The organism is Streptomyces sp. R35 (assembly GCF_041053035.1).
Taxonomy (GTDB): Bacteria; Actinomycetota; Actinomycetes; order Streptomycetales; family Streptomycetaceae; genus Streptomyces; species Streptomyces lutosisoli.
Genome location: NZ_CP163440.1, coordinates 6,527,662 through 6,541,583, shown reverse-complemented (window position 1 = coordinate 6,541,583; position 13,922 = coordinate 6,527,662). Strand labels below are relative to the sequence as shown.

Sequence of the window (13,922 nt, the reverse complement as noted above, 5' to 3'; positions counted from 1 at the left end):
CCCTCACTCGGGGTGATCAGGGGAGGAAGGGGTGGACGGAGAGGAGGTGGAAGAGGAAGACGGGGACGGCGGGACCGCGGCCTCCACCGCCGTCGCCTCCGCCACGTGCCACTGCTCGCCGCGGCCCGTTCGCGTCAGCTTGAGGAAGACGTTGGCGCGCGGACCCGTGCCCGTCCAGCCGTCGCGGCCGTGGGCCGAGCCCTCGACGAAGAGGGCGCGGTAGGCCAGGACGGCCGTGTCGGTGAGGCCGTCGCCGTCGTCGTCCGAGGTCACGTCCACCGTGGTCCACGCCTTGTGGCCGGCCCAGGTGTTCCACTCGTCGCCCGCCCCGCTCGCGGGCCGGTACGACCGCTCGGCGGCGGCCTTCTTCGCCGTGAACCAGCGCGCCGAGCGCAGCACGGCGTCGTGCGGACCTGAGTCGTACTTCGTGTCGTAGCCGTACGCCACTTCCGCCCACGCCTCCGACACCTCCGTCGCATCCGTCCCGTCGACACCCGACGGGCTCGGCACCTGTGCGTCCGCGCCCAGCGGCTTCCCCGAGGGGAGCGGTGCCTTGGGCGCGACCGACGGCGCCGCGGAGGGCGACGAACCGGCGGCGCCCACGGACTCACCCTGGTCCCGCAGACCACAGCCCGTCAACGCCAGCAGCCCCGTGACGGACACGACCACGGCGATGATCGTCCTCGTACGCATCCTCGCCTCCCTCCTCACTTCAGCCCCAGCCAGGGTGCCGGATCGACGTACTTGCCGTTCTGCATGACCTCGAAGTGCGCGTGCGGTCCGGTCGAGTAGCCGGTGGAGCCCACCGCGCCGACCCGCTGTCCGACTGTCACCTTCTGTCCGACACTGACGTCAATGGCGGACATGTGGTTGTACGTCGTCGAGATCTGGTCGCCATTGATGGTTCCGTGGGAGATGACCACCCGGTTGCCGTAGCCGTTGGACCAGCCGGCCGAGGTGACCGTGCCGTCCCGGGCCGCCTTGAACGGCGTACCGGCCGCGGCGCCGAAGTCGATGCCGGTGTGCAGCTTGTAGACGTGCAGGATCGGGTGCATGCGCATGCCGTACGGCGAGGTGACGGGCGGGTTGCCGCCGATCGGCATCGCCATCTGCTGTCCGGCCGGGATCTTGCCCGGCGCGTCGTCGATCGACTCGTACTTGGATATCAGCGACTTGATGCGGGCGACGTAGTTCTGGGTCTCGGTGTACGGCGGCATGCCGTGGTACTGGTGCACCGCGCCGGGTCCCGCGTTGTACGCCGCGAGCGCGAGGTCGAGGGTCTCGCCCGACGCCTCGCCGCGGTTCTTGTAGCCCTCGACCTGCTTGGCGAGCGCGCAGTCGTAACGGCCCTGGGCCATGATCGCGTCCCCCGGGTCGTACGGGGATATTCGGCCGTTACCGTCGTCGTCCCGGCCCCAGGTCGTCCAGGTGCCGGGCATGAACTGCGACAACCCCTCGGCGCCCACCGGCGACTGGGCGTTGGGGTTCCAGCCCGACTCCGCCTCGATCTGCGCGGCGATGACCGCGGGCTTGATGACGTCGCACAGCGCGCCCGCCTTCAGGACCCAGGGCACGTACTGCTGCGGGACGGTGCCGTCCTTCAGTCCGCCGCCCGTGCCCGACCCCGTATCCGCCTCGCTCGGCGATCCGCTCACCGCCACCATCATGACCAGCGGCATGATCACCGCGGCGAGACAGCCGCCGACCACCCAGGTCATGGTGCTTCCGCCCCCGTTGGACATCGGCTCCCCTCAGCCTCAAGATCCGGTCGTGTACATGCAGTTGAGTCTCTCGGCTCCCACCCGTTTCCTGCGTCACCACGGCGTCACAGGCTCGTCCCAGGAACTCACGCCCCGTTACCTAACCTGTTCGGGCGCCGTGAAGATCGGTGAGCCCAAGGTCCGACGACGGAGACAGAGGAGAGTGGCGATGCAGGGGGTGGCGATGCAGGGGGTGGCAATGCAAGGGGTCGAGCGGCAGGGGCCCGACGGGCCCGAGGTCTGGATTCGCGGACCGGTCGGCGCGGCGGAACCGCAGCAGCGGGACAAGCCCGCCGAACTCGCCGTGAGCGCACGGCGGTTCGCCTGGGTGGCCACACACGGCGGGGCCGGCGCCTCGACGCTCTCCGCCGTCTTCGGCGGCCATGACGCGGGCCGCAACTGGCCGCGCCCCGACCAGGGTGAACCGGGGTCGGTGCTGCTCGTCGGGCGTACGCACGCGGCCGGTCTGGACGCCGTCTCGCACACCCTCGACATCTTCCGGCGCGGCGACGCGCCCCCCGGGCTCGACCTCGATGCCATCGTGCTGGTCGCGGACGCGCCCGGACGGCTGCCCCGTCAACTCACCCAGCGCATCAAGGTGATCAGCTCCGTCATCGATGTCTACCGGGTGCCGTGGATGCCCGCGTGGCGCACCGGCGAGCTCACCGTGCCGCTGCCGCGCGAGACGGCGGCGCTGGCCCGGCTGACCGCGGCCGCACCGCCCTCTGCTCCGAGGTGAACTCCATGAACTCCCCGAACTCCGCGATTTCCCCAAGGAGAACGCAGTGAATGCTGTCCATACGGTGAGCGGAGCCCTGCTCGCCGATGCCTATGTGCCCGGCGGCGCTGTCACCGGCCCGCTCAACGAAGTCCTCGGCTACATGGCCTGGTTCGTCACCGTCGCGGCGGTGGCCGGGCTGCTCATCATCGGTACGCGCATGGCGATCTCCCTGCGCAGCGGCGAGGGCCAGGAGCATCTGACCCAGTTCGCCGTCGTCATGGGCGCCTGTGTCATCGGCGCCACGGCCGGGCCGATCGTGTCCTTCGTCTACGCCTGATCAGACCCTTTCCCGACGAACCCCCGTCCATTGGGCGGGGGTTCAGCGCGTCCGGGCTCCCGCCTTCGGGCTCCCGCCTCCGATGTCCCGTCGGCACCCCGGTCATGACGATCTCTTCCCGTCTGTCACGGACACGTCACCGACAGGTGCTGGATCACTACATCGCTTGGCCGGAACCCACAGCAGTCGCCAAGCTCACTGTGCAACCGGGAACTCGGGCGTCACAAAAGCCCTCACGCATCCCTCAAGCACTCTCAAGCACTCAGCAGCACGCTGACGGACCGTCAAGCACCGCTTACATCAGGCACGTTGTCGGCCGGCAGCCGACCACATCGGGGAGAAGCCATGTTCAAGGCAATAGCCGCCAAGGCCCACGAGTACGTCTACCTCGCGGACGGCACCGTCCCCAACCCCAACCGCGACGCGCCGGGCGCGCTGACCGGCAAGGTCGACACCGTCCTCGGCATCCTCGCCTGGGCCGGTACCGCGGCGGGCGTCGCGGGTGTGCTCATCACCGGCGCGATGATGGCGATCTCGATGCGCCGCGGCGAGGGCTCGGAACACATGGGCCGCCTCGGCATGGTTCTCGGCGGCTGTGTCCTGGTCGCCACCGCGGGTCCCGTCGTCACCTTCGTCTTCGCCTGATCCACGTCCGGTCAGAACCTGATTCGAAGGGAGCGCGACCATGCTGAATTCCGGCCGGTCCCGTGGGGGCAGCGGGGAGTGGGAGCAGCCGTTCTGGCAGCAGCGAGGCTGGGTCCTGTCGGCCGGGTTCCTGCTGGTGCTGCTCGTCCTCGCCGTCTTCACGATGGTGAGCAGCGGTGACGAGAACCCGGCGGGCGCGTCGGCCGACCCGAGCCCGACGCCGAGCGCCACCCGGAACAGCGACGGCGGCGGCAGCAGCGCATCGAACGCCCGGCCCGCCGGCTGCCGCACCGACGACAGCGACCAGGCCAAGCCGGGCAAGGCGCCCGCGGACTTCCGCTGGAAGGCGGACGGCACCGGCCTGGTGCCGGTCTCCAAGACCGTGGGCCCGCTCAAGTACGACGGGCCGGTCTGGTCCTGCTACGCGCACACGCCGATGGGGGCGGTCCTCGCCGCCCACGCCATCACCGACCACCTCAGCTACCCCGGCTGGCGCGAGGTCGTCGAGCGGCAGGTCGTCCCCGGCGCGGGCCGGGACGCGCTGATCGCCAGCCGTTCCCAGGAGGACGACAAGCCCACCTCGGGCAAGGCCGACGCCGGCGGTTACGCCGGGTTCTCGGTCCTCTCGTACAACAAGGAGGAGGCGACCCTGATGTTCCTGCTCCGCAGCCCCAACGCCGGTACCTACGGCTCCGCGTCGGTGACCGTGCACTGGCAGGACGGCGACTGGAAGCTCGCGCCCGACCCGGACGGCACGGTCTACTCGGGGATGGCGCAGGTCAACGGCACCACCGGCTTCGTCACCTGGGAGGCCTGAGATGGCCTGCACCTTCAAGGTCTACGACTGCCTGGGCGACGGCCTGAAGTGGGGCCTCGGGCAGACCGGTGAGGCACTCGCCAACGGCGCCGTCGAGACCTTCGCCAAGGCGATCGGCGAGGGCGCCTCCGAGGTCCTGAAAGCGCTCAACGGCGTCTGGATGGGCATCAAGATGAACGACGCCGGGGGCCCGGCCACGACCATCATGAACGAGACGAGCTGGCTCGTCGGCTATGTCGCCGTCGCCTCCATCCTGTTCGCCGCGATGCGCACGGCGATCGACCGCAAGGGCCAGCCCATGAAGCAGGCGTTCATGGGCATGTGGAAGGTCATCCTGGTCAGCGGGATCGCCGTGTCGGTCGTGCAGTCCCTCAATGTGGCGTCGGACGCGTACGCCGCGGAGGTCTACGGCAAGTCCCATCTCGGCGACAAGGCGGCCGAGATGCTCGGGGTGATGGTGCTGGAACAGCCCGGCCTCGTCCTCATCTTCGGGCTGCTGGTCATGCTGTCGAGCTTCGTGCAGATCTGTCTGATGTACATCCGCATCGGCGTGCTGATCATGCTGATCGGCACCCTTCCGCTCGCCGCCGCCTCCTCGATGACCGGGTGGGGGGAGGGCTGGTGGAAGAAGCACATCGGCTGGCTCGCGGCCTGGCTGCTCTACAAGCCGGCCGCCGCCCTCATCATCTACTCGGCGACGACGATGACCAGCACCAAGAACGCGAACGGCGACGCGGACCTCAACGCGACCATCGCGGGCATGGGCATGCTGATCCTCTCGGTCTTCGCACTGCCCGCGCTGCTCAAGCTGATCGTTCCGGCGACGGCGGCGCTCGGCGGCACGTCGGGTGGCACGATCGCCCTCGGCGCGACGAACAACATCGCCAGCGGCGCCGTCAGCATCGCCGCGGGCAGCGCTGGAGGCGGCGGGGGCGGCGGCGGTGGCTCGGCCGGCCCGCAGGGCTCCCCGTCCTCGGGCGCCGGCAGCTCTGCCGGTGGCGCCTCGGCCGGTGGCGCGGGTGGCGCCGCCGGTGGCGCGGGTATGGCCGCCGCGGGTGCGGCCACGGGTGGCGCGGCCCTCGCGGTGCAGGCCGCCGCGGTCGTCGTACAGACCGGTGTCCAGGCGGCGTCGCAGGTCGCGGGCTCCCTCGACGACAACGACGGGATGAAGGGCCACAACCAGTAGGCCCGACAGATGCCGGGTTCGGGGCGCCGACCGCCCCGAACCCCCACTCCGTACTCCCGAACTCCCGTACACATCAAGCGTTCCGAGCCGGAAGAAGGAACCCCATGTCCACCGACGCCATGACGCGTCCCACGTACGGGAACTGGCGCAGGCCCCGCCGTCCCGGACTCGGCCCCCTGGGTCTGCTCGGCACCGTCGTCGCGTTCGGCGGACTGCTGGTGGCGCTGCTGGCGTCGCTGGTCTCGCTGGCGGCCGCGATCGTCGTGCTGGTGCCGGTCGGGCTCTTCCTCGCCCCGCTGGCGCTGCGCACGGTCGACGGCCGCAACGTCTACCAGGTCCTCGCGCTCCGAATCGGCTGGATGAAGCGGAAGTCGAGCGGCTCGCACACCTACGTCTCCGGGCCGCTGTCCAAGCGCCCCGGTGGCCGCTTCCAGCCGCCAGGACTGCTCGCGCGCACCAAGATGTACGAGGGCCGCGACGCCTACAACCGCACCTTCGGCGTACTGCACCACCCGGGCCGCGGCCTGTACACGGTGGTCCTGGCCTGCGAGCCGGACGGCGGTTCGCTGGTCGACCCCGAGCAGGTCGACATCTGGGTGGCGTCCTGGGGCGACTGGCTCGCGCGCCTCTCGCACGAACCGGGCCTGCGCGGCGCCCAGGTGGTCGTCGAGACCGCCCCGGACACGGGTACGCGGCTGGCGTCCGAGGTACTTCCGCGCATCACCCCGGACGCCCCGGCCGCGGCCCGCGCCGTGATGGAGGAGGTCGTCGCGCGCTATCCGTCGGCGTCCTCGGAGATGCACACGTACATCGCGTTGACCTACGGCCCGACGGGCGGCCCCAAGCGCGACGTCGACGACATCATCACCGACCTGTCGATGCGGCTGCCGGGCCTGCTGTCCGGGCTGGTCGCGGCGGGCGGCGGCTCCGCCTATCCGCTGGCGGCCGAGCGGCTCGCCGAGATCGTCCGGGTGGCGTACGACCCGGCCATCGCGCCGGATGTGCTCAGCGCCCGCGCCGAACACGCCACCACCGGCCTGGAGTGGGGCGACGCCGGCCCGGCGGCCGCCGTCGAGACCGTCACCTCGTACAAGCACGACTCGGGTGTCTCGCGCACCTGGATGCTGACGCTCGCGCCGCGCGGCACGGTCCGCTCCAGCGTTCTGCGCGGCCTGCTCGAACCCGCGTCGGGCACCCGGCGCAAGCGGGTCTCCCTCATCTACCGCCCGATCGACCCGGCGACCTCCGCCCGCATCGTGGAGTCCGACCGCCGTACCGCGCACTTCATGGCGGGCTCGCGGCGCGGTCTCGTCCAGGCGCGGGCCAGTTCGGAGATGCAGGCCGCCGAGCAGACGGCGGCCGAGGAGGCGGCGGGCGCGGGCCTCGTGGAGTTCTCCCTGATGGTGACGGTCACCGTCGACGACGAGGAGCAGTTGCAGGACGCGGGCATCGCGGTGCGCAACCTCCAGGCGTCGTCCCGGATCCTGATGCGCCCCGCGGACCGTATGCAGGCCTCGGCCTTCACCTGCACGCTGCCGGTCGGCCTGCTGCCGTGGGAGCACACCCTCGTTCCGTACCAGATCAGGGAGGCGCTGTGAGCGCGTCGAAGTCCGCGATGTCCGTGCCGCCCATGCCGTCCGTGCCGCCGCGCGGCTGGTACGGGCCCGGCGGCGGCCAGGTCGGGCATGTGGACCCGCCCTCGATGTGGCGCGCGACCACGGTCCAGGCGTGCGGCCTCTGGCCCTTCGCGGCGGGCTCCGGCGCGCCCATGACCGGGGTCCCGCTCGGCCAGCATCTGCACACCGGAGCGACGGTCTGCGGCGACCCCATCTCCTGGTTCACCCGCGCCCGTTACATCTCCAACCCGTCCCTGTTCATGCTCGGCATGCCGGGCCTGGGCAAGTCGACGCTGGTCAACCGCATGCTGATCGGCATGGCGGCGACGGGCATCACCCCGCTGGTGCTCGGCGACCTCAAGCCCGACTACGCCGACACCGTACGGGCGTTGGGCGGCCAGGTGATCTCGATCGGCCGCGGCGTCGGAGGCATCAACGTCCTCGACCCGGGCGCGATGGGCGAGGCGGCAGTACGGATCGGGGGCGAGCGGGGCCGAGTCCTCGCGGCGGAGGCGCACGGCCGTGTGCTGAACATGGTCGCGGCGCTCATCACCATCGTCCGCGGCCGCCCGATGGACGACCACGAACAGTCCGTCCTCTCCGCCTGCCTCCACCACCTCGCGGAGCGTACGAAGGCCGGGCGGGCGCCGCTGCTGCCGGATCTGCTGAAGGTGCTGGACGAGGGTCCGGACCGGGTCCGGGCGGTGACGCTGGACCGGGGGAACGTGGCCCGGTACCAGGAGGCGGTGGATCCGCTGCACCGGTCGCTGTTGGGTGTGCTGGACGGCCCCTTGGGCGACACGTTCGCATCCGAGACATCGACCCGTATCGACCCTGCCTCGCCCGCCGTCTGCGTCGACATCTCCCGGATCGGCGAGGCGGACACCCAGCTGACCGCTGCCGCGATGCTCGCCGCGTGGTCGGACGGGCTCGGCACGGTGGCCGCCGCGCACGCGCTCGCGGATGCCGGGCTCGCTCCGCAGCGGTGGTTCTTCACCGTCCTGGACGAGCTGTGGCGTCCCCTTCGGGCCGCCTCCGGCATCGTCGAGCGGATCGACGCGCTGACCCGGCTGAACCGGTCGCTGGGGCTGGGCGACGCGAAGATCACGCACACGCTCAAGGACGCCGAGGCGCTCGGGAGCGAGGCGGACCGGGCCAAGGCGCGCGGGTTCGTGGAGCGGGCGGGGATGGTCGTCTGCGCCGGGCTTCCCCGTACGGAGATGAAGGAACTCGGCGAGATCGTAGGCATGTCCGAGCGGGAGATCGAGCTGGTGTCGTCCTGGTCGTCGCCGCCGGGGTGGGCGAGCACGGGCGGGAACGAGGAACCGCCGGGGCGCGGGCGCTTCCTGATCAAGGTGGGCGGGCGTCCCGGGATTCCGATCAAGGTGGCCATCACCGATACGGAGCGGGCGTTGCACAACACGAACACCCGATGGTCGGAGGCGGGGAAGCCGTCGCTCTCCAAGCGGGAGGGTGGGGTGCGGTGACGTGGCCCGGGGTTGTGTGTCGGCTGCGGGTGGGTGGGGGCTGGGCCAAAAGATTGCGCAGTTCCCCGCGCCCCTGAAAGACCCCGGGGCGGGCGGGGGATCGCGGGGCGAAGACCCGCGCCTTCAGGGGCGCGGGTCTGTGACATTTGCGGCTCCGCCGCGGGGCGCGGGCCACCCCCACCGGCCCGCAGACGACACACAACCCAGGGGGTCTGGGGGCGGAGCCCCCAGGGATGGGACGGGTAGGGGCGGCGGGGGCGATCAACATCGGACGGGGGAACGGGAATGAGTGGCACGCGTAAGAGTTCGCACAGTGGGGAGGACCTGCTGCCCTGGATCGTGCCGGGGGCAGCCTTCCTCATCGGCACCCTGTTCTTCGGGGCGTGGCTGGGCGGAACCGTCGGCGCGGCGGTGAGCGGCGCGGGATGGGACCCGCCGCCGTTCGGACTGTCGACCCTGTCCACGCTGGTCAAGGAGGGGCCGAGCGCGGTGTGGCCGGCGGCGTCGGCGGAGGCGGTCGAGGCCGGCATGGCAGCCGTGTTCGGCACCGTCGTGGCCGTCATCGTCGTACTGGCCGCCCTCGTACGGCGCCGGATGACCAGGCCCACCGGCCTCGCGGGCCGCAAGGAACTGGCCGGCCTCCTCCCCAAGGGCGCCGCGCAGCGGGCCCGCCAACTCAGGCCGTCGCTCGCCAAGTTGGGCAAGGTCACCGCGGACGACACCGGGAACCTGCTCGGCAACCTGGAGCCCAACGGCCCGGAGCTGCGGTCCAGTTACGAGGACGTCGAGCTGGACCTCATGGCGCCCCGCGCGGGCAAGTCCACGAGCATCGCCGTACCGCGCGTACTGCGGGCACGGGGCAGCGTGCTGCTGACGTCGAACAAGGCGGACGTGTACGCGGTGACGCGCGCGGAGCGCGAACGCGTCGGGCGGGTCTGGACGTTCGACCCCCAGGGCATCGCCCACACGCCCCGCGCCCTGTGGTGGGACATGCTCGCCGACGCCGCCACGATCGAGGGCGCCCGACGCCTGGCGGGCCACTTCGTCGGCGCGGTGAACGACGACGCGTCGAAGCGCGACTTCTGGATCTCGGCCGCGCAGAACACCCTCACGGCGCTCTTCCACGCGGCGTACCGCGGCAAGCAGCAGATCGGCGAGGTGCTCGCATGGCTGGCCGACCCGGCCGACCGCACCCCCGTCGACCTGCTGCGGGACGCCGGAATGGCGGCCCTCGCGGACCAGCTCCAGGGCACCATGCAGGGCGCCGTGGAGACCCGCGACGGGATCTACGAGACGGCCCGCCAGTGCGTGGCCTGTCTGCTCGACCCCGCCATCGCGGCCTGGGTGACCCCGGACCCGGACCTGCCGCAGTTCTTCCCGGAGCGGCACGTGCTGTCCACCGACACGCTGTACCTCCTCTCCAAGGACGGCGGCGGCTCGGCGGCCGGTGTCATCGCGGCGGCCGCGGACTCCGTACTGCGTGCGGGAGTCGTCGCCGCCGAGCGGATGGGCGGGCGGCTCGATCCGCCGATGACGGCGGTGCTCGACGAAGCCGCCAACGTCTGCCGGATCTCCGATCTCCCCGACCTGTACTCGCACTTCGGCTCGCGCGGCATCAACATCGTGACCCTGCTCCAGAGTTACCGGCAGGGTGCGCGGGTGTGGGGCGAGGCCGGCATGGACGCCCTGTGGGGAGCCGCCACCATCAAGCTGCTCGGCGCGGGCCTGGACGACGCGGACTTCGTGGAGAAGATCTCCCGGCTGGTCGGCGAGCACGACGTGTCGACGGTGAGCTGGTCCAAGAGCAAGGACGGGCGGTCCCGTTCGACCTCGTACCGCCTGGAGCGCATCCTGCCCGCCGACCGCATCCGCGCCCTGCCCAAGGGCACCGCGCTGCTTCTCGCCACCGGCATCAAACCCGCGCTGGTCAGGCTGCGCCCCTGGTACGCCGAACCCGGCGCCGACCGGATCGCGACCGCGGCGCAGACCGAGGTCAAGGCCATCACCGCCCGCGCCGTCGAAGGGATCACCCGATGACCACCGCCACCGAGCCCGAGCAGGTCCAGCGGGAGGCGCCCGCCGCCCCGCCGTTCATCCTCTACCTCGACGGCCAGGAGTACGCCGAGGAGATGAGCGGCCTGGCCGTCTGGGTGTCCGACCTGCTCCTGCCCGTCTACGGCCGTGAGGTCACCTCCCAGCAGCCGTGGTGTCCGCGCTGGTGGGAACACCTGGAGGCGGTCGCCCGGCTGCACGGCCTGTGGCTGGCCTGGCAGGAGCTCACGGACCCGGCGGCGGGCGCGTCCGGCCCCGCCGTCTGGCATCGCGACCACGTCGGGCCCGTGCTCGCGGAACTCCGGTCGCCCAGCGGGCCGTTCGCGGGCTGCAAGGCGGGCAGCCACCGGGCGAAGGCGACACCGACGGCCGAACCGTACGACACCGGGCGCGCCGTCCAGCCCTACGGCGAGTCCCCTTCCCACGAGGCCGCGCTCCGGTGACCGCCGGCTGTCCCGCGCCTCTCTCCACCCCTCGGCCCGTCCATATCCGTAACCCCTCCACCCCTCCACCCAACAAGGAGGAACGACCTCTCATGACCGACATCCCCCGCGTCGCCCCCACCGGCGACGCGACCACCACCCCCTCCCTCCGCGCCTACTTAGGGCTCTACGCCACCGGACTGGTCGCGCGCGAGCAGATGATCGCCACCGTGGCTTCCTGGCCCTTCGAGGCCGAGGAGGAGGTGGACGAGGGGCATACGGAGCCGAGCCACCAGGACAACACGATGCTGGTGGTGGCCTCGGCCCGCCTGCTCGGACAGCTGACGCGCGAGGACGTGGAGGAGATCCAGCGCCGCATCGACCGGGCGGACCGGACCGGCCGGAAGGGGCGGCGGTCATGACACCCGACCACGGGCCGGAGACCGGACTCGCACCCGAATACCGCACCCTGTACCGGGAGTTGCAGGGCCGCATCTCCTTCGGCGGCGATCTGGGACCCAGTGACCGGGACACCTTCGGGCAGTTCCGGGAAGGAGTGCTCTGGACCCCCGAGCGCGAACGCATGCACGCCGCGATCCTCGACGACTTCAAGTCCCGCTGCGAGGGGCTGCCCCGCGACGGCCACGCGGCCCTGTTCACCGCGGGCGCACCCGGCTCGGGCAAGGGCGGCGCACTGCGCGGGCTGGCCGAATGGCAGGGCCAGGACAGCGAGTTGGGGCGCGCGCTGGCCGAGGTGCACGGTGTCGACGTACGCGATTACGTGGTCCTCGATCCCGATGAGCTCAAGGTGGCCATCTTCGAGCACGGGGGTGCTCCTCAGCTGGATCCGCAGACCCGCGAGCTGCCGGACGGCCGACAGGTCTCACCGGCCGAGATGGCCTCGCTCACCCACCGGGAATCGGCGTACCTCCTGGGCGTCGTCGAGCAGTGGGCCAGGTCCGAGGGCCACAACCTCCTCTACGACACCCTGCTGCGTGACGGGGACCGGACCGGGAAGCTCCTCGAAGACCTGCGCCAGGACGGCTACGACAAGCGTGTCCTGATGTCGGTCGAGGTGCCTGTCGAGCAGTGCCTGGCCCAGAACGCGAACCGCTGGCAGCAGGGGCGCGCCGAGTTCGACGCGGGCCGCGACTGGTACGGCGGGCGCATGGCTCCCGAAGGCATGATCAAGGACATCTACGCGCAGAGCGGTTCGGGGCGCGGCTTCTCCATCGGGCGGGAGAACGCGGAAAAACTGGTGGAGAGCAAACTCGCGACGGGGCTGATCACGTCCGAGCGGGGGAACTTCGGCGTACCGACGGCGACGGGGGCGCCCACCACCGGTCAGGGTGCCCCCACCACCGGTCAGGGGCCGGCCGTCCGCACGGGCGGCCCCGTCGAGGCGTCACCGGCCTTCCAGCAGAACGACGCCACCATCCGTACGGCCGCCGCGAGCAGGATCCGCTCCGGCTCGGGCACGGCCGCCGTCCCGGGCGCCGCCACCAACAACGCGGCATCCGCGGCGGCATCGCGCGTTCCCCGGCCGGCTCAAGCTCCGGGCGGGGGCGGCGGACCCGCGAGGTGAGCGGTCGGCCGGTCGGCCCGATCGGCGCCGTCGTGGCCGACCGGCCCGATCGGCGTCATCGTGGCCGGGTGCGGCGCCCGTACAGGAATTTCGAGAAGTGAGCGGAGGCAGGACCGACATGCGGTGGACCGTCCACGGCGAGCACACACTTCAGGACACGCCATGGGTGCGGCTGCGCTCACTGGACGTCGAACGGCCCGACGGCACCCGCGGCGACTACCACGTCGTACGCCTGCGGGACCTCGCCGTGACGGCGGCCGTCGACGACCGCCGGCGGGTCCTGATGATGTGGCGCCACCGCTTCGTCACGGACACCTGGGCCTGGGAGCTGCCCATGGGGCTGGTCGAGGACGGCGAGCAGCCCGTCGAGGCCGCCGCACGGGAACTGGAGGAGGAGACGGGATGGCGCCCGGAATCGATGCGGGAGCTGATGTACGCGCAGCCAGCGAACGGGATCACCGACTCCCAGCACTTCGTGTTCCGCGCGGACGGGGCGACACGGATCGGCGAGCCCACCGAGCGCAACGAGTCCGACCGGCTGGAGTGGATCCCGCTGGCCGCGATTCCCGGGATGATCGCCCGCCGGGAGATCGTGAGCAGCGCGACGCTGGTCGGGGTCATGGCCCTGCTGCTGGAGCAGGGTGCGTGGGCGACGCTGCCGGGTGCCTGAGCGGTGGCCCCGCGAGCGCCGCTCAGCCCTGCGGCGGGCTGAACCGGTCGATGTCCGCGAGGATCTTCCGCTTCAGCTCCAGCGCCGCGTCGATCTCCTTGCGCGTGAACCGCGTCGGGTCCTTGGCGTACACCTCGCGCCCGCGCTCGGAGGTGAACCGCTCCTCGGGGATGCGGCCGGCGCCTTCCGGAAGGAACTTGGCGACCTCTTCGAACGCGGCGATCGCGTACGCGGTGGCCGGACGGATCGCGCGGTGCTCGGCGAGGGGTGTGTTCAGCAGCCGCAGCCCCGACTCGGTCGACACCCGGTCGCCGATCCACAGGAACTCGCCCGGGTCGATGATCCGCGAGGGCTCCGGGCCGCCGAACACCGGGGGCGCGGGCGGCTGTTCGCCGGCGAGCGCGAACTCGAACGAGCGCGTACGACCGCACTGCGGGCACACGCCCTCGTACACGGTGACCAGGACCCCGTCCCGGTCCTCCAGGCGGTGCTGCCGATCGAACTCCTCCGCGCCGCACACACAGGCGTGGAGGTCCATGTAGAGGTGCGCTTCCTGCAGGGAACGAGCGATCAACATGTCATGATCCTACGGGAATCAAGACGCTGGACGGGGGAACGTCAGTG

General features: G+C 71.5%; 15 protein-coding genes. 12 read left to right on the top strand and 3 right to left on the bottom strand.

The annotated features are described in order from the left end of the window. Positions 1-3: 3 nt before the first annotated feature. Positions 4-693 (bottom strand): hypothetical protein, encoded by a 690-nt coding sequence (locus AB5J50_RS29745; RefSeq protein ID WP_369261270.1) that lies wholly within the window; start codon positions 691-693, stop codon positions 4-6. A gap of 14 nt (positions 694-707) precedes the next feature. After that, the gene (locus AB5J50_RS29740; RefSeq protein ID WP_327430892.1) at positions 708-1,742 is read right to left on the bottom strand and encodes a peptidoglycan DD-metalloendopeptidase family protein; all 1,035 of its coding nucleotides are present in this window, start codon (positions 1,740-1,742) and stop codon (positions 708-710) included. 202 nt (positions 1,743-1,944) lie between these two features. Here AB5J50_RS29740 and AB5J50_RS29735 point away from each other — a divergent pair, with 202 nt between their 5' ends. The 12 genes from AB5J50_RS29735 to AB5J50_RS29680 all read left to right on the top strand — a co-directional run bounded on the left by AB5J50_RS29735 (position 1,945) and on the right by AB5J50_RS29680 (position 13,298). After that, a complete protein-coding gene (locus tag AB5J50_RS29735; protein WP_369261269.1) occupies positions 1,945-2,499 on the top strand; it encodes a DUF6668 family protein in 555 nt (184 codons plus the stop codon). A 46-nt stretch (positions 2,500-2,545) separates the two neighbouring features. Further along, on the top strand, positions 2,546-2,818 hold the full coding sequence (locus AB5J50_RS29730; protein ID WP_327430890.1) for a hypothetical protein: 273 nt from the start codon (positions 2,546-2,548) through the stop codon (positions 2,816-2,818). A gap of 345 nt (positions 2,819-3,163) precedes the next feature. After that, a complete protein-coding gene (locus tag AB5J50_RS29725) occupies positions 3,164-3,463 on the top strand; it encodes a hypothetical protein (RefSeq protein ID WP_369261268.1) in 300 nt (99 codons plus the stop codon). Positions 3,464-3,503: 40 nt separating this feature from the next. Next, entirely contained in the window at positions 3,504-4,280 is a 777-nt protein-coding gene (locus AB5J50_RS29720) for a hypothetical protein (protein WP_369261267.1), read from the top strand. Position 4,281: 1 nt separating this feature from the next. Then, complete coding sequence (locus AB5J50_RS29715) at positions 4,282-5,466, top strand: hypothetical protein (protein WP_369261266.1); 1,185 nt, start codon at positions 4,282-4,284, stop codon at positions 5,464-5,466. A 104-nt stretch (positions 5,467-5,570) separates the two neighbouring features. Further along, positions 5,571-7,064, top strand: a complete 1,494-nt coding sequence (locus AB5J50_RS29710; protein ID WP_327430886.1) for an SCO6880 family protein — start codon at positions 5,571-5,573, stop codon at positions 7,062-7,064. Between the two features lie 17 nt (positions 7,065-7,081). Further along, positions 7,082-8,569, top strand: a complete 1,488-nt coding sequence (locus tag AB5J50_RS29705; RefSeq protein WP_369265546.1) for an ATP/GTP-binding protein — start codon at positions 7,082-7,084, stop codon at positions 8,567-8,569. Between the two features lie 285 nt (positions 8,570-8,854). Further along, positions 8,855-10,606: a TraM recognition domain-containing protein gene (locus AB5J50_RS29700; protein WP_369261265.1), complete on the top strand. Its 1,752-nt coding sequence runs from the start codon at positions 8,855-8,857 to the stop codon at positions 10,604-10,606. Further along, the gene (locus AB5J50_RS29695; RefSeq protein ID WP_369261264.1) at positions 10,603-11,064 is read left to right on the top strand and encodes a DUF4913 domain-containing protein; all 462 of its coding nucleotides are present in this window, start codon (positions 10,603-10,605) and stop codon (positions 11,062-11,064) included. Before AB5J50_RS29700 ends, AB5J50_RS29695 begins: the two co-directional genes overlap by 4 nt. 92 nt (positions 11,065-11,156) lie before the next feature. Next, entirely contained in the window at positions 11,157-11,465 is a 309-nt protein-coding gene (locus AB5J50_RS29690) for a hypothetical protein (RefSeq protein WP_369261263.1), read from the top strand. Then, positions 11,462-12,628 carry a zeta toxin family protein gene (locus AB5J50_RS29685; protein WP_369261262.1) on the top strand — a complete coding sequence of 389 codons (1,167 nt, stop codon included), beginning with the start codon at positions 11,462-11,464 and terminating at the stop codon, positions 12,626-12,628. The genes AB5J50_RS29690 and AB5J50_RS29685 overlap by 4 nt, the downstream gene beginning before the upstream one ends. A gap of 118 nt (positions 12,629-12,746) precedes the next feature. Further along, positions 12,747-13,298, top strand: a complete 552-nt coding sequence (locus tag AB5J50_RS29680) for an NUDIX domain-containing protein (RefSeq protein ID WP_369265545.1) — start codon at positions 12,747-12,749, stop codon at positions 13,296-13,298. 22 nt (positions 13,299-13,320) lie between these two features. Here AB5J50_RS29680 and AB5J50_RS29675 read toward each other — a convergent pair whose 3' ends face one another. Beyond that, the gene (locus AB5J50_RS29675) at positions 13,321-13,875 is read right to left on the bottom strand and encodes a hypothetical protein (protein WP_369261261.1); all 555 of its coding nucleotides are present in this window, start codon (positions 13,873-13,875) and stop codon (positions 13,321-13,323) included. Positions 13,876-13,922: the final 47 nt, after the last annotated feature.

What these genes read in the sequence shown, in the direction of transcription:
- AB5J50_RS29700 (WP_369261265.1), top strand. Translation starts at nt 8,855, where the DNA reads ATGAGTGGCACGCGTAAGAGTTCGCACAGTGGGGAGGACCTGCTGCCC.
- AB5J50_RS29745 (WP_369261270.1), bottom strand. Translation starts at nt 693, where the DNA reads ATGCGTACGAGGACGATCATCGCCGTGGTCGTGTCCGTCACGGGGCTG.
- AB5J50_RS29740 (WP_327430892.1), bottom strand. Translation starts at nt 1,742, where the DNA reads ATGTCCAACGGGGGCGGAAGCACCATGACCTGGGTGGTCGGCGGCTGT.
- AB5J50_RS29705 (WP_369265546.1), top strand. Translation starts at nt 7,082, where the DNA reads ATGTCCGTGCCGCCCATGCCGTCCGTGCCGCCGCGCGGCTGGTACGGG.
- AB5J50_RS29695 (WP_369261264.1), top strand. Translation starts at nt 10,603, where the DNA reads ATGACCACCGCCACCGAGCCCGAGCAGGTCCAGCGGGAGGCGCCCGCC.
- AB5J50_RS29690 (WP_369261263.1), top strand. Translation starts at nt 11,157, where the DNA reads ATGACCGACATCCCCCGCGTCGCCCCCACCGGCGACGCGACCACCACC.
- AB5J50_RS29680 (WP_369265545.1), top strand. Translation starts at nt 12,747, where the DNA reads ATGCGGTGGACCGTCCACGGCGAGCACACACTTCAGGACACGCCATGG.
- AB5J50_RS29715 (WP_369261266.1), top strand. Translation starts at nt 4,282, where the DNA reads ATGGCCTGCACCTTCAAGGTCTACGACTGCCTGGGCGACGGCCTGAAG.
- AB5J50_RS29710 (WP_327430886.1), top strand. Translation starts at nt 5,571, where the DNA reads ATGTCCACCGACGCCATGACGCGTCCCACGTACGGGAACTGGCGCAGG.
- AB5J50_RS29685 (WP_369261262.1), top strand. Translation starts at nt 11,462, where the DNA reads ATGACACCCGACCACGGGCCGGAGACCGGACTCGCACCCGAATACCGC.
- AB5J50_RS29675 (WP_369261261.1), bottom strand. Translation starts at nt 13,875, where the DNA reads ATGTTGATCGCTCGTTCCCTGCAGGAAGCGCACCTCTACATGGACCTC.
- AB5J50_RS29720 (WP_369261267.1), top strand. Translation starts at nt 3,504, where the DNA reads ATGCTGAATTCCGGCCGGTCCCGTGGGGGCAGCGGGGAGTGGGAGCAG.
- AB5J50_RS29725 (WP_369261268.1), top strand. Translation starts at nt 3,164, where the DNA reads ATGTTCAAGGCAATAGCCGCCAAGGCCCACGAGTACGTCTACCTCGCG.
- AB5J50_RS29735 (WP_369261269.1), top strand. Translation starts at nt 1,945, where the DNA reads ATGCAGGGGGTGGCAATGCAAGGGGTCGAGCGGCAGGGGCCCGACGGG.